This is a genomic window from Alteromonas sp. BZK5, assembly GCF_014349115.1.
GTDB lineage: Bacteria > Pseudomonadota > Gammaproteobacteria > Enterobacterales > Alteromonadaceae > Alteromonas > Alteromonas macleodii.
The window spans coordinates 19622-40127 of record NZ_JACSOE010000016.1 but is presented as its reverse complement, the minus strand read 5'-3'; the positions used below and the strand labels follow the sequence as shown (position 1 = coordinate 40127).

Here is a 20506-nt window from a genome sequence, read left to right as displayed (position 1 = left end):
ATGGGGAGCTGCACTTATATAACTGGTCTGATAACTTGCGAATAGTATAGGATGTGTAAAAAAAAATAAACGGCACAATTTACAATTGCTCAACAAAATGACGAATTAATACCCCTACATCGTCAGTATTTTCCATGTGAATATGGTGGCCGCCTACTAATTGTTCGTATTGCGCATTTAAAAACCACCCCTTGCGATTGGGGAAAACAGTCTCAAGGTTTTTAAAACTGTTAGATGCACCAATAAAAAGAATTGGGCATACAATAGCACGCATTAGCGATTCTGCCTGCTTTTCTGTGAGTCTTAGTGTAGATTTTGTACGAAGCTTCGGGTCGCTCGACCAGAAGCAATGTCCCCCTGCATCTTGGGTCAAATTTCTCGATAAAATAGAACGCGCGTGTTCGGCAGGAATATCTGATACCTTGCACCTGGCTTTAACTGCGTCGTCTAAATCAACGATTCGCAGTTTATTTCGCGACTTCGCGTGACGACTCATTATTGCGTCACGCATTTGTGCTGCGGTTGTTTCTTCAGTTTCGGTAAGCGGCCCACAAGCATCAATACTTATTACAGCAGTGACTTTTTCCGGAAAAAGTGCGGCGAAAAGGCTCGCTAGTATTCCGCCGAGAGAGTGTCCTAATAAAATGACTTCTTCCCACTCTTGAGATTCTATTAGCGCATAAAGGTCTTGCAGGTAATCAGCTTGATTGTAATGTGCGCCTAGTGCACGGTGACCAGAACGACCATGACCAGCTAGGTCTAGCGCAATAAAGCGGTGAGTTTGTAGGTAGGGTGCTAACAGCCGTAAGCTCTCTGCGTTATCCAAGTAGCCGTGTAAACCAAGTACGACTTTGCCGGCACCTTGATTATCTAACGCAGCTAAATGTAATGCCCCAATGTTAAATTCTGTTTCAATCATCTTTCATCCTTTGCGGCAATAAATCGCCGCGCACTTTCCATGACCGTCCTAAAAATAAAAAAAAGGCGGCAATATTATGCCGCCTCCATGATAAGTTTTTTACTTCGCTTTATCCTGCCTTGCGGGCTGTATCGTTGCCTTTGTCTTGCTTCGTGTAGACTTAGATTTAGAAGGAAGCGTGGCCTTGCTCGGCGCATTTTCGTAACGAATTACGCGCGTTCGATTAAAATGCGGATACATCCAAGGGCCATTGAAGCGATAAAAAGGTGAATACCAACCTGTGTGGTAATTGAAGAAGTAAGTATTTACATCATAAACCTCTTGCTTCCTCCACATGTGGTAGTCATCGGCAATGATCGTCGGATAAATGTAGGGCTGCTCACCCACCATGCCCGCAGTTGGAGCGGTAACTGTACCTAGAAACGTTGCCGCACGCCCTTCTTCAAAAACAATTGGGTCGACGAAGCCATCAATTTGTACTTTGAATCGACCCGACGTCTCTCCATTTGTTGAAGGCTTGCCATAATGATTTAGCGGAAAATGAGCGAGTTCAATGAACGTTTTGTTGGGCTTATTTTCAACACCAACAATCATTCCTCCCCATCTGGCCTTTTGGCCTTGCGCGTTCGCCCCCGACGTAACCGCTTTCGAATAGCTAACTAGCTGCGTTCCTTCAGGCACTTCTATGCTATCTGGGACTATTGTGCAGCCCGCAAATAAAAAGACTGTAAGTAAAACTAAATACCGAGACATCGACGAGCTCCTATAAATCCTAGAAAATGCTGCGTTTGAATAAAAGTCAGTCTACAAGCACTGGGTTGTTTAAAAAATACAGTGAAATTTCGATTACAACCCGCCTCTACTTTCATGTATCTCTTTATGAGAAAAAGAAAAACCGAATACCAACAACCAAACATTAGCATTTATACGAATGGACAACCACTGCCGTTCAAACACTATGTCGCTTAAATGAGATAGATCATCCCAACCAACAATTTGTAGAGTATGTACGGTAGGCTTTTGTTCAAATAAACAGCGGGTTTTAACAATTTGTTAAATTTATCTACGGTGTGAATTATGGTGCTTGGAATTGAACTACGCGTAGATGTCCACGCCGAACATAGATTGAATAGACTCGCGTTGCTGCTGCTTTTCAAAGCTTGTGTATGACGCTATGGCATTTTGAGAATACGTGTTGCCATCTTCGCGAATGAATTGTTGGTACGCTTTGGCGTTATCCGTTCCCTGTTCGTCGGGCGCAACAACAATCGCCCTAGCAGACGATTCGCTTTGCCCTTTACTTTGCTGTTCAGGGTCTTTGTTAATTTTAGCGACACGGCCTTGCGAAGGTTCGGAAGACGGTACAGCGAAATTATTATTGATAATCATACAAAGTTAACTGAGGCAAGAATCATACCATTGGGAAGCGAGCTTTAACCTTAAGACTCGCCCCTCTTTTCCCCGTTGCTCGATTTATCTTATTGTTAATAATGGGCGCCCAATATTCGGCGGCGTGTCGTTACTCTCTGCCTGGTAATTTTTTCCACGTTACTTTATCGCGCAGATATACAGGTTCTACATTCACAGCGTCAGATACTTCGCCTTTACTATGTGCATCTATTGCAAGTTTAAGCATGTATTGCGCGTTTGGAAGCGTGATGTCAGACGCTACCTCACCACATACTTCAGACTTCCAGTTATCAAGCTCCTCGTAGGCAGACCAGCCGGTGCCAGCTGCAATTACAGCCGCGCCGTTTTCTTCTCTAAGTACTTTTAGCTGTTCAATAGCCAATTCGGGCGGACAAACTTGCTCTTCAGTGCAAAGTACAAGCCCATTTTGCGACTGAGAGTAAACCGCGAAGTACACTTCACCCATACGCGCATCAGACGCGACGGTAATCAATGCATCTTTATGCTGAGTTTTAGACGCTACTTCAAACGCCATAGCTTCGAGCGTACTCACGCCCGCTACTTTTAAGCCTGTCCCTAACGCTAAACCTTGAATCATTCCCGTCGCTATGCGAACACCGGTAAAGCTGCCTGGGCCTCGACCAAAAGCCAGTAAATCTAGGTCGCCCAGCGAAACCTTTGCTTCTTTTAACACCTCATCGACCATGGGAAGAAGTCGCTGACTATGCTGCTGAGGGCATATCTCGAAACGCGTTATGACGGTGTCTTTGAATTGAAGCGCGACCGAACAAGCTTCGGTTGCGGTATCTATAGCTAAAATGTTCATGTTTATCTCTTATTTCATATAAGCTGAAAAGGGGCTAATGGCGTAATACACGCTTACCGCTTTTTCAGTGCTTTAACTTAGGCTTCATCAATGCCGGCTAAAAATTTTTCCACTTCGTCCAAGCTTCTTGTTCTTTTCATATCTGGCAAGCTTCCGACGAAGGTTTTGGCGTAAGGCTTCGTCACTAATCGATTGTCACATATAACCAGCACGCCTTTATCTGAAGGATCTCGGATGAGTCTTCCCGCGCCCTGCTTTAACGTAATAACAGCTTGGGGAATTTGAATAACACCAAACGGGTTTGCTCCACGTTTTTTTACATCTTCCATACGAGCTTGAAGCAGCGGGTCATCAGGTGACGCAAAGGGCAGCTTATCAATCATCACGCAAACCAAGTCGTTGCCGCGAACGTCTACTCCTTCCCAAAAAGCGCCTGTGCCCATTAATACCGCTTTTTCATCTGCAAGGTACGCATCCAGCAATGCTTGCTTGGTGGTAGTCCCTTGCACCAGTAGCGGATTATCTATCTCATCTTCTAGCTTCTGCGCAATTTCTCGAAGCATAGCGTGACTAGTAAACAACAAGAAACATCTCCCGCGACTTGCTTTGATTAGCCGTTTGGCTGTTTCTAGCAAAGTTTCGCGCATAGCGTAGCTGTTTGGTTCTGGTAAATAGCGGGGCACGCACAGCATGGCCTGTTCAGGATAATTAAACGGGCTATCTAATCCTAACGTTTCTGCGTCTTCTAAGCCCATGCGGCGCTGAAAGTGATCAAAACCGCCGTTTACCATTAAGGTTGCCGAGGTAAAAATCCACCCGCGCGGCGGCGATGATACGAAACGTCTGAATTTAGCGGCAATTGATAAGGGCGTTAAATGCATAATGAGGTGGCGCTGAGTAGTTTCATACCACAAACTTACATTTTCTTGCTTATTGTCGCTTAACGCATCTAACTGCTCTCTTGCAGCCACAACACGTTCGTACATGTTGTCTAAATCTTTATCGCGGCCAATATGGAGCTTACACACTTCATGCAGTACACCTAGCGCTTCGGCCAGCTTGCCCACCTGCATGCGCACGTCGTCACGGTCTAACGCCTCAGCCCAGTTGCCGCGTTCAGCCGTATCCGGGAACAATAACCGTAAATCAGAGGCAATCATCCTGCATTTGTCAGCCGCTTTATCTAGCTGCCCAGCATCTTTTAGCACTGTTCTGAACAACAGCGTGATATCTTTCGCAATATCGTGAATTTGTCTTGTCGAAAGTGACTCGCCAAAGTAATCGCTGGCAATATCGGGAATTTGATGAGCCTCATCAAAAATAATCGCATCAGCTTCTGGGATAAGTTCGCCAAACCCTGTGTCTTTCAGTGCCATATCAGCAAAGAAAAGGTGGTGGTTTACCACAATAATATCAGCATCCAGCGCCTTTCTGCGCGCTTTTACCAAGTAGCAATCTTCATAATCTGGGCAATCGCGGCCCAAGCAGTTATCCACTGTAGAGGTAACCAGCGGTAAAACACGGGCATCTTCGGGAAGGGTTTTAAGTTCCCCCATATCACCTGTTTTCGTAGTACTAGACCAACGTTTCACTTCTGAAAGCTGACCCAATACCTCTTTTTCAACCAGCGTAGAGTTGCCGCTGTGCTGCGCTACACGGTGTAGACAAAGATAGTTTGAACGGCCTTTTAACAGTGCGGTTTTTCGCTTGCTGCCTAGGGCCTTTTTTACCAGCGGTAAGTCGCGGTGAAATAGCTGCTCTTGTAAGTTTTTAGTCCCTGTAGAAACAATGGCTTTTCCGTCGCTCAACAATGCCGGAGCGAGATAAGCGAAAGTCTTTCCCGTTCCTGTACCGGCCTCTACTATTAGACTACCAGTGGTATCAATAGCGCGCTTAACCGCCTTTGCCATTTCAGTTTGAGCTTCGCGAGGTACAAACCCCTTGATAGCACCTGCAAGGAGGCCATCTGAAGAGAATACGTTATTTATTGTGGGCATGGTTTAGGCGCTGTCATTACTTTTCTACTTTAAGCGGCGCATTATGCCAAAAAGCCTATGGAATGCCCATTAAAGGTTTTCATTTTAGCGTCAGCATTTGCTACCTGACGCCTTTTAGAGTCAAAACAATTGTTAAATTTTTGATGAAAAGAATTTGTCTTCTAGAACAAAAAAATTAGCTTTTTAATCTTAACACTTAGGCGCAATATCCAGCTCGTAAATGTTTACACTCAACTATTAAACGAGGTAATTATGAAAGGTTTACGCTTTATAGGTTTAGGCTTAGTAGGTTTAAGCGCAATGGCGTTCTCTGTAATTGCAGCTGCATCAGACGAAGCACCTGCAGAGCTGGTAGCGGAATTAACCCAGTTCTGCAAAGAAATCGCTGAAGAAGAAGGCACTAAAGGCAAGCCAGAAGATGTGTTTGTACTGGAGTGCGTAAATGACGAACTGGAAGCTGAAGGTTATCAAAAGCTGAAGTCTTTAAACTAATACAACAGTGGGATTAGTATGGAAGCCTCAACGTATGCGTTGAGGCTTTTTTTATGCCCCTTTTTATACCAAGAAAGTATTAAATTGCGCTTACCACGCAATTAGCTCCAGTCTACTTCCTAATTTTTATAAGCGCTGAAATGAACTTATCGCCGATAAGACTGCAGCTACCCAAACGAGAATTACTACTCCGAGTAGTCTCATCGTCGAATCAAACAGTTACCTTGCTACTTGCCTTAACAAGTGTGATAATTGCAATGTCAAGTTACACTTCATTAATTCCTTACCAAGTGGGCCTCATGAATTTTAGCGGCATTTCAGCGTCAGAACTTCCCATATACATCAAAGAGCAAGAAACGAGAGAACTGTCGTGTGAAGGCTGCCTCAATGGAGAAGCACTTGATTTTGACTTTACCATGGCGTTTCAGCCTCTTATTGACCTGTCACAAAAATGCACGTTTGGTTTTGAAGGATTGGTAAGAGGGCTAAATAATGAGCCTGCTCACACCGTTATAAGTCAGGTCACAGCTCAAAACGTTTATAAATTTGACCAGTCTTGCAGAGTTAAGGCCATTGCATTAGCCGCAGAAGCTAAGATTAAAGAGCGGCTAAGCATAAATTTTATGCCCGGGGCTGTTTATAAACCTAACATTTGTATTCGCACCACACTCGCCGCAGCTGATAAATATGGCTTTCCAAGGGAGCAAATTACGTTTGAAGTGGTTGAAGAAGAAAAAATAGCTGACACTGCTCACCTTCAAAATATTATCGATTATTATAAAGAAATCGGCTTTAAGGTTGCTATTGACGACTTCGGCTCGGGCTTTGCCAATTTAGACTGGTTAGCTAAACTCGCCCCAGACAGTATCAAGATTGATATGAGCCTAATTCGTGACATAGATACAAGCAATAGGAAAACGTTAATAGTAAAGGCACTTGCCGAGCTTTGCTCAGCACTAAACATAGATGTGCTTGCTGAAGGTGTAGAGACCAAAGCTGAACGAGATACATTGGCGGAATTAAATATAGTAAAACAGCAAGGATACTTTTTCTCTCCTCCGCTTTTTGAAACATTTCCAAGCGTACCTGAGGAGAAGTTTAATTAAGTAGGCTTGATTACAATCTAATCCAGCCTGAATCTTACAGTTAAAACGCTGAAAGTTAATTTAAGCAGCACCGGTTTATCGTTCGAAAAACGCGTCAACCAAATCTGCCAGCGACTCTTCTAACTCTTCTTCAAATGCGTCAATATCAATGTTGAAGCTATCCATGTACTTAGCGGCATTGTCACGCGAAACCACTCCGTTTTTTATTTGAAACTCCAACTCAGGTAGTGTTTTGTCATAGCGCGGCTTAATCGTCCATCGCAAGCAATGCCCGTGTTTGTCTTTTAGCCGCTTTTTAGCGAATACACAAAACTCTTCGACGTAGTCTGTACCTTGCGGCCCTAAACACCCCGGCTCTATTCTGTACATCACCAGCAGCTTTTTATATAGCGGAAGTCGCGTTTCCATCACATCTTCATTTAGCTTAAAGACTTGATTATCGGAAAATTTGGAGAATTTTGCCAGCCACGCAAGGGGTGAATACGAGAAATATCATATTCACCCTATATCATTACTCTGCTAGTTCAGGATCTTTGATGAACAAGATGTCCATGATAATTGCTGGGTCCCACTCGCGCATCTCTGCTTCGCATTTCAGTCGAATTTCATCTAACTCACTGATCGTTGCAAACGAGAATGCATCATCCACAATAATATGGACTAGCAGATAAACATCCCTACCCCGCTTACTAATTCGCACCTCCACATGCTCATACGGTACGTCAGCCAACGTTTTTTTGAATTTTTTCTCGATTACCGCTGAAATAGACTCAGGAGGAGCTTTATTGATCACTTCATTTAAACTTTCGCGCAAAATTTTAAACGGTACAGGAAGCATTGCCGAACCAAGTATAATCAACAATACCGGGTCTACATACGGCGCCCATGTTTTATACTCAGTCGATTCCAACGCGTAAGCTAAAATAAAAGCGAACAAAATAGAGGCGCTCAACACACCATCTATCATCCACGTATGCGAATCAACTTTGACTAAATCAGACACCAAGTGCTTACCTTTGACGCGCATATAAATAGATATACTGAAACAGCCAACTGTCGCTACCACGCCGTAAAACATACCAATACCATATTCAGCAGCATGTCCACCCGCCAACAAACTCTGAACTGAACTTGCAACGGCATACACACACGTGGCAATGATGATAAGCGATTTGAACATGTTCAATGTCGGCTCAATGGCCGTGTAACCGAAGTGGAAACGGTCATCATCAGGACGTTGAACCAAGTTAGCTACTTTTAGCGTTAGCATTGACATAACAAAAGCAATTAATGAGTAAGCAGCATCAAATAAAATAGCGCCAGAGCTGGTTAAAATGGCAAAACCAAGCGCAATAACGACAAATGCACCGGCAATATAAAAAGAAAGCGTTAATAGACGCTTTTCTTCAAGGTGATGGAAGCCAATGTCCATGAAAATCACTTCGAAATTAAGGTGCGCGGATTCTACTCCGATATTTTAAAAAAAATAGTGCTTTAAATAAAATATTGCTATTTTTTTAAGCAATTCAGTGATACATAGCGCCTATATTATTTCGACTCAACGCACTGCGTTTTTAGCACCCGTTTTAAACTATGAAAATCGTTACCCATCCTTCTATAAAAAGTTACTTTGATGCTGATGAAAGCCGGCAGGAAGTCGAGCAAGCATTCTCTCGAGGGCTTGCTTATGCGGGCCATTCCCTAATGGTGCCAGAGAAGTTTAGCTATCAAGTACTGCCTCACTTTAACGACCGTTATGCGTTGTTTAATCAAGGTGAGAATTATGAACTTATATCCAATATTTGCTTACATCGACAAGCTCAACTTCTTGAAGGGCAAGGCAGGGCACGCAGCATAGTTTGTAAACTCCACTGCTGGGGCTATGACAATACAGGCCAGCTTAAAGGTGCGCCCCACTTTAAGGATGCCCCTAGCGGTCAGTTGAAAAAGGAATCACTGTCAGTGTGGAACGGTCTTCTATTTCGAGGGCGATCTCCTAATATGGACTTATCTGCCCTTGGGCTTGAGGACTATCTCGACTTTACCGATTACTTTTACGCCGGTTCTGAAACGTCGGAATATCAATTTAACTGGAAGACATTTATCGAAATCTATCTAGAGAACTATCACGTGTACTCCATGCACCCTGGGCTTCGCCAGTTTGTTAAACCCGATGATTTAGAATGGTCGTTTGGCGATGATTTTTCAGTTCAAAAAGTTGGGCTAGGCGACCAGCTTACCAAGCGCACAACACCGCGTTACAGAGAGTTCCAAGACGCATTATTGGCACGATTCGGGCAAACACTTCCTCGCTTTGGCGCAATATGGTGCTTTTTGTACCCTAATATTATGATTGAGTGGTACCCAGATATTATTGTCGTCAGCACGATTTACCCCAAGGGTGCCGGCGCATGTGTAAACCACGTTGAATTTTATTATCCCGAAGCACTTTATAAAGATATGCCAGACTACTTTGCAGCGGAAAAAGCGGCCTATATGGAAACAGCGGTAGAAGATGAAGAAGCCTGCCTATTGCTAGAAAAAGGTCGACGAGCACTTTATTTATCAGGCGAAGAAGAACACGGTCCCATAGAACCGTTTTTAGAAGCAGGCGTGGCGCATTTTTACGATTGGCTTGCTAAACAGTAGCAGTCTTGGTGCTTTAAATAGTGGTATTTCACAAAAAAGGAGTTTTGATGAACAATTACAAAGGGTCTTGTTTGTGCGGGTCGGTAACTTTTAAAATTGAGGGTGATTTTGACAGTTTTTATCTGTGCCACTGCAAACATTGTCAAAAGGATACAGGTTCGGCCTTCGCAGCCAACCTGTTTTCAAGTTCGGCTATATTAACTTGGGCATCGGGTGTTGACGCTGTAGTCAACTTCACGCTCGAGAACACGCGTCATAGCAAAAGTTTCTGTAAAATTTGTGGTTCAGCCCTTCCGTGTACTCAACTCGGTGACATTCTAGCCGTACCCGCTGGGTGTCTGGATACAAAACTACTGATTAAACCTACTGCACATATCTTCGGCGTAAGCAAAGCTGCGTGGGAAGAAAGCTTAGAAACCATCACAAAATTTGAACGTTTACCGTAACAAACATTGAATACTCATTCGAAACCTAATGGCTTTATACTAAACAAAGTTCGCTGCTTGAATAACGGCAGGTCGATTGTTGCTCGCATTCAAAACATTCTCCGCTTAACGTGTTCCGTTTTTGTCAAAAATAGCGAGTAACTTTTTCAGAAAATTCTATAGATCTCACAATTCCGCCTGTCGTCACCCAACCTTTCAAAAAACATAAACCAATGATCTAAAAACATTTTATTGAAATGGCATATGCTGTGAATAACTCCATGTGAATACTCTCCTCCGTTTTTAAGCAGTATGGAGGCCGAAAAACCAAGGAGTTAGATATGAAAAAATTAACAATTGCTACACTAATCAGCGCCGCACTTTCTACTGCCGCGTTTGCCGGCAATGGTATCGAAAAAATAGACACCACATTTGCCGATTTGGATAACGATGACAACGGCTATATTTCACGAGAAGAAGCTGACGACGATGAGATTTATGCGCACTTTTCCAAAATTGATACCAATTCAGACATGCAGCTTTCAATTAAAGAGTTCAATGCTCATGTAACGAAGCACCCTCAACATTTCGATGACGACGTGCTTGCAACGGTAAAATCGATGAAAGAGAGTATGGGTACAGAAGGTACAATGGAAACGGAAGTTAAAGTTGATACTGATGTCGATGAAGTGGTTGCCGCGACGAAAGACAAAAGGCTGACTCACGAACTACGAGCTAAGACTGAGTTGAAGGCTAACGGAAACTTAGAAAAGACAAACGTTGACAAAGTCGCTGAAGATACTGTTGTTCACGATAATACGGTTATCGCAGATGAAGCGGTCATTGCGCGCAGTAAATTTGAGATGATGGACGCTAACAGCGACGGTAAGCTTACTAAAGCTGAAGCCTCGCGAAGTGGTGTAACACGTGATTTTGATAATATTGACGCAAATGACGATGAATTAATTACGCGTACGGAATTTAAGCGTTATCAGAGTAAGTTTGAAAGTAACTCAAGTGATAGTTCTGAAGAGTAATGACTAAGTGATGTTAGGGCCGCACGTGCGGCTCTTTTTCTACGTTTACAGCATGTTTTGGCCACGTGGCTTCAATGTTGTACACGGCAAGAACTTTCCTCAATAGTCCATCACTTTATCTAAGAGGGATTTTTATGTTATCTTCCACAGGAATTAAAGGCCTACTTGCGTATCGAGCACTGCGAAAAATGAACAAGCCCAGCGCTAATACAACGCAAAATAAAGAGAACTTTATAACATCAAGCACTTTGAGCAAGGCGACAACACCTCCATCTGTCGTCGCCATTACGGGTTCTGCTTACGCGCTATCTAAGATGACGCATGCACCAAAGGTGCAGCGCTTTCTTTTAAAGTCGACGTTATCAGCTTCAGTGGCGGGATTATTTAACGCAGGGCTTAAACGTTTGATTGGACGAAAGCGCCCAAGAGCAGAGAGCAGCCCTGAGATAAAAGGCCCCGCATTGAAAGACAAATTTAACTCTATGCCATCAGGACATGCATCAGCAGTAGCCGCAGTGGCTGGTTCAATACCTCGTAGTTCTGGACCTTTATTGTTAGCGTCGGCGGCAGGCCTAGCTGCTACAGCAGTCATAGGAAAGTCGAGGACTAAGCGCGACGCGCATCACTTATCAGATGTTTTGGTGGGAAGTTGTTTGGGCTTTGGCGTGGCCTACGCGGTGTCAAAGCTCGAAAAGCCTGTTGAAGATGAAGTTGAAGGTCTTAAGCAAAGCTCTCATCTGCCGAATCGATTTAAATAACGCTAATCACGGAAATACGAGCTACGGTGTGCCTCCTTTCTTTATAGGAAGTGACACACCTATATTAGATGTAGTGCTCATATCTGATCTCACAGTTTCGATGGATAGGTTTAGACTCAATCTAACAGGCAGCTATGAGCGTGAAGCGGACGTCTGACATAACTCAGTTAGATAACCGCGTCAGGGGCAATGGAGTCTGTCGAGATAGCCACAAAAACTCACTTTCACTCGTCCGATAAAAGCTTTCCTTTTACGGACTGCCCATATTTTTACTTAATTTGAGTCCAACGTAGCGGTGTAATGAAGTTGGCAGAGTTATGTTCGAAGCATTGTAAGGCGTTTATCGCAAGAGCTTTACCTGAGTTACATCATAATCGCGAGCAAGCCATAAAGTGTCGTTAAATTTATCGAAGAGTGTCAACCACTTCTTATCAATGTTTCCCAGTACCCGCTTGGGGGTTAAGTTTAGAACAAATGCTTTATCACCCGATAGAGAATAAAAATGAATGCTATAGGGACTGAAGATTGTTTTAACCATCAGGTGTTGTTTATCTGAAGAAAAGCTCCCATGGCCGTGTTCAGTCGAAGTCACGTTAGAGATACCATCATCATTGATCACCGTTAGGTGCGTTGATCGCGTAGGGCACGGCTCTCTTTTGTGCCATAGTGATGGGCAATTAATGGCGAGCACAAGAGGCCTTTTATCAAAACAGATGTCACTACATTCGTGATACCAAGCTGTGTTGAACGGAAAAGCATACAATGGGGAATAATGAGCAAGGTTGTTATTTAAACTTATTTTTGAAATAAACCGTCCTCGTCTTTTATAAAAGAAATCTTCGAAAATTACGTGGATTGTACCAGTGTGTTCATCCATGTGAGCTTTTACCGGTGACGTTGAACGGTTTGCAGCATCCATTGGAAACGGTTCGGCGAAAGGATATGTTTGAAAGTGACTATCTGAGAGCGTATAGGTAACAACATTATCGGGGAATACACAGCCGAATCCAGATGTAGTTTTAAACAAGGCAGCACATGAGAGTTCTTCTAAGTCATACGATATCGTGTAGGAAAGAGGAACAAAGTTACCTTCTTGCAACGCAATAAATTGATACCCACTATCTTGGCTCCAACTCAAGGCCACGCAGCGTTCTTCAGGCAATGCCACGATGTCTATGACTGTCATTTGTAAATCATATTGATGAGTGATAGTTGATTTGGCTGCCATAGCTATTCCTTTAGATGCTTGTTCGCATAAATTGACCTGATATAAGACAAATTAGCTCTACACATTACCCTATGTTACAGGTGGCTTTCAGAGTGGGCTAGCGTGTTAAAGTTAAACGGAGGAATTATTTTGGTTTTACGTAATATATTAGTCGTCATCTTTACCTGTAGATGGGAGATTAGTACAGGAAAACTGTGATTGGTGTGCCAGTACTCTCGTCATGAAATAGCTTATTACTCCAGTTCGTTCCACCTCATGATGATATTCAATATACGATGAGTGAAAATATATAAAACGCATCAATTAGGAGGTTCGCAAGCTCCCTGAGACAATAACACGTGGGCTCAGTCGCTTCGCTCCAATTTTAGCCCACGTGTTATTGCCCCTAAGCGGGGCGTTAGGCGTCATTTACTCACAGCAATAAATGGTGATTCGGATGTGACATTACAGCATCAAGGTTGTTTCGCTAGGTTGTCTTTACAGCTTGCTTTTTTGATAGTTTCAACGGCTTTAGCAACGCGCTTTTCATCAATATCGCAACGCAAATATTCAACATCACCAGCTTTCTAAACTCGCTCTTTTATCCAGCAATGTCGTTAACATCTGGCATTTCGCACAGGGTTGTTTTATCTTAAATTCAATAATTTAAATAAGTGGTCTTATCGGCTAGTGGTAGCAGCAAAGCTGCGTGCGTTCATTTGTACGCCTAACAAAACGCTGTTGGCACTCCCTTCGGTCGCTGGGACACATTCATGCGGGGCGGCTTCGCCATTATGCCCCACATGCCTGCGCCCCTTATTTAAAAGTTAAGTCTCACGGAGGAGTAATATGAAAAATTTATATCTCATTGTCTTTATATGCCTAACAAGTAACTTTTCATTTGCTAAAGATGATTACTTCAGTCTGCGTCAAGAACTAAATCAGATGATGGAACTGGATCATAGTACATTACACGGAAAAACTGATAGGGATTTCGAAAAACTTCGCATAGAGCAAGCTAATAGAATCGAAGAAATTGTTACTGAATTTGGCTGGCCCACTATCGATATGGTCGGAAAAGATGCTTCGCAGGCAGCATGGATAATTGTTCAACATGCCGACTACAACAAAGAGTTTCAAGACAAAATGCTTAAAATCATGCGCCCTTTAGCGTTAGAAGGAAAGATTAATCCTGCTAACTACGCATACCTTTATGATAGGACTCATCGCCCACAGCTTTACGGAACCCAAGGCAAATGTGATGGCACTGATTTCACACCATTTCCTATTCAGGACATTGAAGATATTGATAATAGAAGGCGTGAAATGAAAATGACTACAGCTCAAGCCTATTGGAATATGGCATCAGAGAGAATGTGTGGTCGTAAGTGAGACTTAACAACGCGCTTAAGTCACTCCCTGCCGTCGCTGGGACACATACGCGGGGCCGCTTCGCGATTATAGCACCACATATGTGCCCCATAGCTTAATTTTAGGCCTATAGAGGTAAAACATGATTTCAGAGGCAGATTGGAAACACTTCAAACAAGTTAAGGCAGATGCATTAGATAAATGCTGCCAGCAAGTTTTGGACGATGTGCGTAAAGGAATCGATGATCCCGAACTTTCAAATCATGCAAAATATCTTTATTTGTATAAATTGATGGAAAACAGCGACAAACGTATCGTCAACATATTCGATTACAATGCAAGGTCTAAAGCTATGCTGCAACTTGCATTAATGAAATCAGACGGCCTTCTAGAAGCTAAACAAATTAGCGGCTTCTCAGATGAGTTACAAAGTTTTATTAATAGCCGTGACTAACTTATCAGCACGGCCTAACAAACAAATTATGGCACTCGCTGTCGCTCGCTGGGACGCAAACACGTGCGCGGCTTCGCCATATTAGTAAGTTATGTGCTATTTGTAGCAAGAATTTTCGTAAAAAGCGCTTAATCAAAAAAAACTTATTTTTAGATGAGTAAAACAAGGATATTAACTCAATGAAAAAGAAAATTTTTATAATTTCAATGTTGTGCTCTTCGAGCGCTTTAGCAAAAAATGCTGTAATAGAGGAAGTACTAGCAGTTGAGGATGAGTCAGTTTCTACAGTGTTACTTCAATCGTGCGACGTTGAAATAGCTAGCGCCAATAATGACGAACTTAGAAACAAATCTAAAACGAAAAGATTATTACAAGTAAAAGCCGCTAATAATGTCTATTATGCTCCAAGTATTGCATTATTTGAAAGAGATCAAGGTAACTGCGAATTAGTAATTAAAGGCTTGTTACATAAAGAGACTTCGTGACAACCTAACAATGTCAAATTTTGTAAAACGCTGGTCATTTGGGGAAGCACATGACAATCGCAAGCAGCGGACGAATGTCTTCGAAAAGCAATTTCATATTAATGGCTGAATACAATAAATGGATGAACGCATCTATTTATTCTGCTGCGTCGAATTTAGGCTCAGAGGAACTTGCCAAGGATAGAGGGGCTTTCTTTGATTCTATCATTGGTACACTCAATCATATTTTGGTGGCAGATATAATTTGGCTTAAACGTTTTGCCACTCATTCTAAAACTTTTACTGCATTAGATTCGTTAGCATCGAAGCCTAAGCCTGAAAAACTAGACTCACTTTTGTTCTCAGAGCTCGCCCTGCTTAAACAAGAAAGAGTAAGTCTGGACAACACAATCTTGAATTTTGTTAATCAGCTTTCCGAGGGCATTTTAGCAAGTAACCTAAACTATCAAAATATGAGAGGCGTCTCGCATTCAAAATGCTTCGCACATCTACTGCTGCACTTCTTTAACCATCAAACTCATCATCGTGGACAGGTTTCTACACTGTTGTCACAACTTAGTGTAGATTTAGGCGTCACGGATTTGCTGGTTAAAATACCCAACGCTTAAAGGGTATAACAAGCCACTAAAGGCGCTCGCGCTGATCGCTGGGGCGCTAATACATGGGCTGCGTCACTTCGATCCTAATTTAAGCCCATGTATTATCGCCCCTTAGTGGGGTGTTACCACCGTCCGCTTCTGGCACATATGCGACTCTCAGATTTGATTGAGTCCTATTATTCGAATCTGACAGATCAAGTTGAGACTGATTCACATCAGAATCACATTAGATTCACATTAGATGAATTAAGTAAGCACCTAACTTTCGGGTATAGACTTGATCACTTCCTCGATTTCACTGTTACCACTCAAGCGTGCGAGATCGATAAGATAACCTTTTTCTAGCTTATTCAAAGTATGCCCTTCAAGTCGCGTCTTGACCTCTTTTACATCACCATTGGCAATGGATGTTTTCAGCGCAGCGTGATTATTTAACGAGCGGTCTTCGCTTTTTTCAGTTGGATCATTCGTAGTCATAGTTAGTCCTTAATCTTTACTCAGTAAAAAATGAAAAATCTTATATACCTTTTGTAGTTAAACACTACGCCAAACGATCAACGCTTCAAGCTACCCAAATTTCAAACTGCCAAGGTTCAAGCTCACAGACAGAACCAGCTTCAAAATTTCGCTTCTCCTCATGCTGCCATTGTGTATATTCGTCTTGAAACAATGGTTCTTCAAAGGTCACCTCTAGATACTCATTTGAAAAATTAATCACAACGAACACTTTTTCACTTTCACTACAACGTACAAAGCTAAATACCTTATCCATCTTAGAGTTTGGCACCTGTATCATTCTTGCCCCGTACTCTCCGTTCCCTAGCACGGCTTTGGACTTTTTAAGAGCAATTAGCTTGCGGTACAAGTTGCCTATTTCATGTTCTTGCCAGTGTATAGGATCGTGCTCAAAGAACGCTAAACGCTTGGTTTCCCCGGCTTCTTGCCCGTTGTGAATGAGCGGCATACCTTCACCTACCACCGACAACGCAATGCAGGCTTCAAGCGCATCACCAAATTGTTCGCGCTGAGTGCCATCCCAGGCATTTTTGTCATGATTACTAACGAAGGTCATTCTGTAAGCGGAGTGAGGCCAGCTGCGTTCGTTCCACGAATAATACTTGCGCAACCTATCCAGCGAACATTGTCCGTGTGCGAGTTCGTGTAGCGTCTCGTTCCAACTCCATGCGTATGTCATATTGAACGCATTTTCGTGAAGATCTCGATTCTCCCATTCAGCCAACATGAAGACTGGTCTGATTGCGCTTAGCGTTTGCACTGCTTGCTGCCAAAAATCGTTGGGGACATACCCCGCTACATCACAGCGAAACCCATCAATGTCGAACTTTTCAACCCAATAACACAACGCGTTAATCATGTATTTGCGAAGGCCAACGTGTTCATAATCAAACTCTATGATATCGCTCCAATCCCACCACGGAGATGGACGAAAATCTCCTTTGTAGTCTTTGGCGTACCACTCGGGGTGCTGTTCAACCAAAGGATTATCCCACGCACTGTGATTTGGCACCCAGTCTATGATGACTTTTAGCGAAAGCTTGTGCGCTTCATCCACCAGCGCTTTGAAATCCTCTTCGCTACCAAATTCAGGGTTAATGGCCAGATAGTCTTTTACTGCATAGGGACTTCCAAGCTCTCCCTTTTTATTCTTTTTACCAATAGGGTGTACAGGCATAAGCCAAACAATATCAGCGCCAAGTGATTTAATGTGGGATAACCCCTTTCTCACTCCTTCAAAATTACCTTGCTCTGAAAACTGTCGTGTGTTGACCTGATAAATAACAGCGTGAGATGACCATTCTGGCTGAAGCACGTTATATCGTTTCTTAGGAACAGGATTGATATCCATATTATCTTTCCTTATCGAGATTAGCGTTTAGAAGAAGAATCTGGTTCTGCGTCGCGTTACTTTAGGCTTCAAATTGCAGCGAGCTGGGCCTTTAACTGCCGCAAGCTCGTGGCTTAAAGAATAGGTAAACTTGTAACACCTAAAATTAGTACCCAAATACCGAAAAAAAGTTTTAGACGCTGAACCGAAAATGCTAAAACAACAAACTTTGCAATCGTTCCACCGACTATTGCACCAGCCCCAGCAAACAAAACAACCTGCCATACCACAGACTCGCTTATAAAAGCGTGATACGGCAATGCAGACCACACAGTAAAAGCCGACAAGATAACCGCGCTGGCAATAGACAAAGTTACATTAAACCCTCGAATTATGAGGTAAACAGCGACTAACTCTCCTACTCCTACCGAAAGCCACGCGGTGATAATGCCGCCTAAAAAACCAATGAAAGGTAAAAGCAAAAGATCTTTCGTATGTAAGTCTTTTTTGAAATGGGTACGCTTCATTAGCGGAATAGAAGCAAATATTGCGATTGCTAATAGAATAGAAAAACTACCAAAAGCGATGTGAAGGTTATTGGCCCCACCCCACAAATGCTCTAGAAGCCGTGTACTTTGAGAAGAATACTGAGCGAATCCTATGCCGCATATTGACGAGGGAACCGTTAACATCAGTACACTGGGTAATGCCTTCCAATACTGATCATACTTGTGTTGGTGTTTATAATACGCGGCCCAAGTTAGTGCCCCCGCGGTCATACCACAGCATTGGATGGCGAAACTCGTTGCCACAACGCTTTGCGCAGAAAATGACAGGTAGTTAAAAAACGGAACGAAAACCACGCCACCGCCAGCTCCAGTGGCGTTCGCAAATATAGCACCAATAACGCCAAGAACGCTGAAAAGCCCGAACTCTTTAACAAGCTCAATAGGGGCTGGTTGCGCTAGCAAACTGCCGATCCATAAAAATAAAAGTACTATCAACGCTGTTTTGCCAGCGTTTTGCTTGATGAGAGAAATCACATACGTCCTTAAGGCAGATAATACGGCAAGTTACACGGCATGACTTTTCTAAGTACGCAGCCAACTAGCACCTGTACAATTTTCAAACTATTGTTATCCCACTACGTATAAGGTTTTACTTACACAGATATCATATACAGCATTTTAAAAACATGGTTGAAGTATCTACATTTGAGCACCAGGTGCAACTGCATCTTTCGCCAAACCGCTCAGCAACATGGCAACAGACAAAGCACCTTATTGCAGCTTTTGCCCTTTTTATCAGCTCGATAGCTATTGCTTGGTCACTGGCCGGTGCGTGGGTCATATTACCTTTTGCAGGATTGGAGGTCGGGTTACTGGCACTGATTATGTATTTGGTTTCTAAAGCAACATACCGCTGGGAGACGCTCTTAATTTCATCAAACAGCATTCAAGTCACTAGCTCGAACGGTATCAGCATAGAATTCTTCCGCCCTGATACGTCCTTGTACTATAAAAAAGACTTGAGCTTAAAATGTGCGCCACAGCTTGTGCTACAAGCCCCTCTGCAGCAATTTGAAGTGGGATCATTTTTAAATTTAGAAGACAAAGAGCGTGTTCATGAATGTATGCAAAAGGCGGGGATCGCAGTATGTTCGAATAAGTGGTGGTAATTCGTGTTGCTTTGAAATGCAACCAATGCGTAAGGCTCCTTATCGTGCATGACACAAAATTAATGATCATTGTGGCTATTTTCGACTAATTAGATACAAGACGCAGCTATAACGAGTTGCGACCTAATGAGGGTTACACTATGAACTTATACATCGAGTCACTAGAAGGCGGCAATTACCTCGCATCAACCGGTATGGGCGCCTCACGCACCTTGGTTCGCGACAACAAGTCACAACCTAAAACGTTTCACTGTTTGAACGAGATTAGGGAGCATTTTGACTCTCAAGCCTTTGAGAAAGTTTGGCTCCGTCAAAGCACACCGTATGAAGAAATGGTTGGTCAAACCGATCATCCCGGTGCGTTAGAGCTTGAAATTGAGTGGTAGCGACTTGCAGGTGTACTAGCAAGTAAGACCAATAGTTTTCAATGTTCCATGCACCACTTAGCACGTTTTTTGCGTACAACTAATGTGACGTAAATTAAAACGGTATTTTATTGAATTAGAAACAGTAAGAATGGTCTTCTTCTGTAGTTAATAAAATACCTACATGCTAAGGAGAATTGCATGAAAATAAGTAAGTTAGCTATTAAATCTGTGTTTGTGGCTGCCGTGTTAGCCTTGACGGCGTGCGCTTCGATGGGCGACGGAACTGTTGCTGAAAAGCGACAAGCTATTTTAGATATGCAAGATAACGCGCTTGCCCGCCTTTATTCTGAAAAGCCCGATACGCGCTCTCAGGTAAAAGACGCTGCCGGCTACGCCGTATTTACCAATGCTAACATCAACGTATTCTTTGTGGCGGCGGGCACAGGCTATGGTGTTGTAAACAATAATGTAACCGGCGCAAAAACATATATGAATATGGCCGAAGGTGGCGTAGGCCTTGGCTTAGGCGCAAAAGATTACCGAATTGTTATGGTTTTCCACACACAAAAAGCGATGAATCACTTTATTGAAAATGGATGGACCGTAGGTGGTAACGCGGATGTAGCAGCGAAAGCCGGTAACAAAGGTGCATCTGCAGAAGGCGAAGGCTACTTGGGTAACGTCACAGTGTATACTATGACTGAAAGCGGCCTTACATTACAGGCCACTGTTAAAGGCACGAAATTTTGGGTAGATAAAGAACTAAACTAATTCTGCCCTAACTATTCCTAACCATATTAGCGATTAGCGCTCCAACACACCGAAGGCCTCTTGAATGCAAGAGGCCTTTTTATTTTTTCTGCACAACTGCCCGCTACC

24 protein-coding genes are annotated in these 20506 nt (G+C 43.0%); 13 read left to right on the top strand and 11 right to left on the bottom strand.

Annotation, left to right across the window (positions count from 1 at the left end; genetic code table 11):
• Nucleotides 1–79: 79 nt before the first annotated feature.
• The 5 genes from BIZ39_RS06755 to BIZ39_RS06735 all read right to left on the bottom strand — a co-directional run bounded on the left by BIZ39_RS06755 (nt 80) and on the right by BIZ39_RS06735 (nt 5152).
• Nucleotides 80–919: an alpha/beta fold hydrolase gene (locus BIZ39_RS06755; RefSeq protein ID WP_014976929.1), complete on the bottom strand. Its 840-nt coding sequence runs from the start codon at nt 917–919 to the stop codon at nt 80–82.
• 99 nt (nt 920–1018) lie between these two features.
• Complete coding sequence (locus tag BIZ39_RS06750) at nt 1019–1672, bottom strand: Slp family lipoprotein (protein ID WP_014950007.1); 654 nt, start codon at nt 1670–1672, stop codon at nt 1019–1021.
• A gap of 342 nt (nt 1673–2014) precedes the next feature.
• A complete protein-coding gene (locus tag BIZ39_RS06745) occupies nt 2015–2308 on the bottom strand; it encodes a hypothetical protein (RefSeq protein WP_014950008.1) in 294 nt (97 codons plus the stop codon).
• Between the two features lie 130 nt (nt 2309–2438).
• Nucleotides 2439–3155, bottom strand: coding sequence for a tRNA (adenosine(37)-N6)-threonylcarbamoyltransferase complex dimerization subunit type 1 TsaB (gene tsaB, locus BIZ39_RS06740; protein ID WP_187446647.1), 717 nt, complete (start codon nt 3153–3155; stop codon nt 2439–2441).
• Between the two features lie 77 nt (nt 3156–3232).
• The gene (locus tag BIZ39_RS06735) at nt 3233–5152 is read right to left on the bottom strand and encodes an ATP-dependent DNA helicase (protein WP_014950010.1); all 1920 of its coding nucleotides are present in this window, start codon (nt 5150–5152) and stop codon (nt 3233–3235) included.
• Nucleotides 5153–5404: 252 nt separating this feature from the next.
• Between BIZ39_RS06735 and BIZ39_RS06730 the strand changes: the two genes are divergently transcribed.
• Nucleotides 5405–5644, top strand: coding sequence for a hypothetical protein (locus tag BIZ39_RS06730; protein WP_049587720.1), 240 nt, complete (start codon nt 5405–5407; stop codon nt 5642–5644).
• Nucleotides 5645–5943: 299 nt separating this feature from the next.
• On the top strand, nt 5944–6750 hold the full coding sequence (locus tag BIZ39_RS06725; RefSeq protein WP_080986429.1) for an EAL domain-containing protein: 807 nt from the start codon (nt 5944–5946) through the stop codon (nt 6748–6750).
• Nucleotides 6751–6825: 75 nt separating this feature from the next.
• Here BIZ39_RS06725 and BIZ39_RS06720 read toward each other — a convergent pair whose 3' ends face one another.
• Both BIZ39_RS06720 and BIZ39_RS06715 read right to left on the bottom strand, forming a co-directional pair.
• Nucleotides 6826–7158 carry a hypothetical protein gene (locus tag BIZ39_RS06720; RefSeq protein ID WP_044556999.1) on the bottom strand — a complete coding sequence of 111 codons (333 nt, stop codon included), beginning with the start codon at nt 7156–7158 and terminating at the stop codon, nt 6826–6828.
• A gap of 103 nt (nt 7159–7261) precedes the next feature.
• Nucleotides 7262–8182: a cation diffusion facilitator family transporter gene (locus tag BIZ39_RS06715; protein WP_187446646.1), complete on the bottom strand. Its 921-nt coding sequence runs from the start codon at nt 8180–8182 to the stop codon at nt 7262–7264.
• 161 nt (nt 8183–8343) lie between these two features.
• Here BIZ39_RS06715 and BIZ39_RS06710 point away from each other — a divergent pair, with 161 nt between their 5' ends.
• From BIZ39_RS06710 to BIZ39_RS06695, 4 genes are all read left to right on the top strand, one after another.
• Nucleotides 8344–9399, top strand: a complete 1056-nt coding sequence (locus tag BIZ39_RS06710) for an aromatic ring-hydroxylating oxygenase subunit alpha (protein WP_168462830.1) — start codon at nt 8344–8346, stop codon at nt 9397–9399.
• A gap of 47 nt (nt 9400–9446) precedes the next feature.
• Nucleotides 9447–9845 carry a GFA family protein gene (locus BIZ39_RS06705; protein ID WP_187446645.1) on the top strand — a complete coding sequence of 133 codons (399 nt, stop codon included), beginning with the start codon at nt 9447–9449 and terminating at the stop codon, nt 9843–9845.
• Nucleotides 9846–10165: 320 nt separating this feature from the next.
• Nucleotides 10166–10861: a calcium-binding protein gene (locus tag BIZ39_RS06700; RefSeq protein WP_187446644.1), complete on the top strand. Its 696-nt coding sequence runs from the start codon at nt 10166–10168 to the stop codon at nt 10859–10861.
• 134 nt (nt 10862–10995) lie between these two features.
• Nucleotides 10996–11619, top strand: coding sequence for a phosphatase PAP2 family protein (locus BIZ39_RS06695; protein WP_187446643.1), 624 nt, complete (start codon nt 10996–10998; stop codon nt 11617–11619).
• Between the two features lie 340 nt (nt 11620–11959).
• Here BIZ39_RS06695 and BIZ39_RS06690 read toward each other — a convergent pair whose 3' ends face one another.
• Nucleotides 11960–12847: a hypothetical protein gene (locus BIZ39_RS06690; RefSeq protein WP_187446642.1), complete on the bottom strand. Its 888-nt coding sequence runs from the start codon at nt 12845–12847 to the stop codon at nt 11960–11962.
• Between the two features lie 828 nt (nt 12848–13675).
• Between BIZ39_RS06690 and BIZ39_RS06685 the strand changes: the two genes are divergently transcribed.
• The 4 genes from BIZ39_RS06685 to BIZ39_RS06670 all read left to right on the top strand — a co-directional run bounded on the left by BIZ39_RS06685 (nt 13676) and on the right by BIZ39_RS06670 (nt 15744).
• Nucleotides 13676–14218 carry a DUF6624 domain-containing protein gene (locus BIZ39_RS06685; protein WP_187446641.1) on the top strand — a complete coding sequence of 181 codons (543 nt, stop codon included), beginning with the start codon at nt 13676–13678 and terminating at the stop codon, nt 14216–14218.
• A gap of 121 nt (nt 14219–14339) precedes the next feature.
• Nucleotides 14340–14651 (top strand): hypothetical protein, encoded by a 312-nt coding sequence (locus tag BIZ39_RS06680; RefSeq protein ID WP_159578111.1) that lies wholly within the window; start codon nt 14340–14342, stop codon nt 14649–14651.
• A gap of 179 nt (nt 14652–14830) precedes the next feature.
• On the top strand, nt 14831–15136 hold the full coding sequence (locus tag BIZ39_RS06675; RefSeq protein ID WP_187446640.1) for a hypothetical protein: 306 nt from the start codon (nt 14831–14833) through the stop codon (nt 15134–15136).
• 50 nt (nt 15137–15186) lie between these two features.
• Nucleotides 15187–15744 (top strand): DinB family protein, encoded by a 558-nt coding sequence (locus tag BIZ39_RS06670; protein WP_236552046.1) that lies wholly within the window; start codon nt 15187–15189, stop codon nt 15742–15744.
• Nucleotides 15745–15993: 249 nt separating this feature from the next.
• Here BIZ39_RS06670 and BIZ39_RS06665 read toward each other — a convergent pair whose 3' ends face one another.
• From BIZ39_RS06665 to BIZ39_RS06655, 3 genes are all read right to left on the bottom strand, one after another.
• On the bottom strand, nt 15994–16212 hold the full coding sequence (locus tag BIZ39_RS06665) for a hypothetical protein (protein ID WP_049588654.1): 219 nt from the start codon (nt 16210–16212) through the stop codon (nt 15994–15996).
• A gap of 85 nt (nt 16213–16297) precedes the next feature.
• Nucleotides 16298–17602 (bottom strand): alpha-amylase family glycosyl hydrolase, encoded by a 1305-nt coding sequence (locus tag BIZ39_RS06660; RefSeq protein WP_187446639.1) that lies wholly within the window; start codon nt 17600–17602, stop codon nt 16298–16300.
• A 113-nt stretch (nt 17603–17715) separates the two neighbouring features.
• Nucleotides 17716–18624 (bottom strand): sulfite exporter TauE/SafE family protein, encoded by a 909-nt coding sequence (locus BIZ39_RS06655; protein ID WP_014976941.1) that lies wholly within the window; start codon nt 18622–18624, stop codon nt 17716–17718.
• Nucleotides 18625–18776: 152 nt separating this feature from the next.
• Here BIZ39_RS06655 and BIZ39_RS06650 point away from each other — a divergent pair, with 152 nt between their 5' ends.
• The 3 genes from BIZ39_RS06650 (at nt 18777) to BIZ39_RS06640 (ending at nt 20398) form a co-directional block, all read left to right on the top strand.
• Complete coding sequence (locus BIZ39_RS06650; RefSeq protein ID WP_014950020.1) at nt 18777–19259, top strand: DUF2244 domain-containing protein; 483 nt, start codon at nt 18777–18779, stop codon at nt 19257–19259.
• Between the two features lie 116 nt (nt 19260–19375).
• Nucleotides 19376–19645 (top strand): DUF6482 family protein, encoded by a 270-nt coding sequence (locus tag BIZ39_RS06645; RefSeq protein WP_257721543.1) that lies wholly within the window; start codon nt 19376–19378, stop codon nt 19643–19645.
• A 180-nt stretch (nt 19646–19825) separates the two neighbouring features.
• Entirely contained in the window at nt 19826–20398 is a 573-nt protein-coding gene (locus BIZ39_RS06640) for a YSC84-related protein (RefSeq protein ID WP_014950022.1), read from the top strand.
• Nucleotides 20399–20506: the final 108 nt, after the last annotated feature.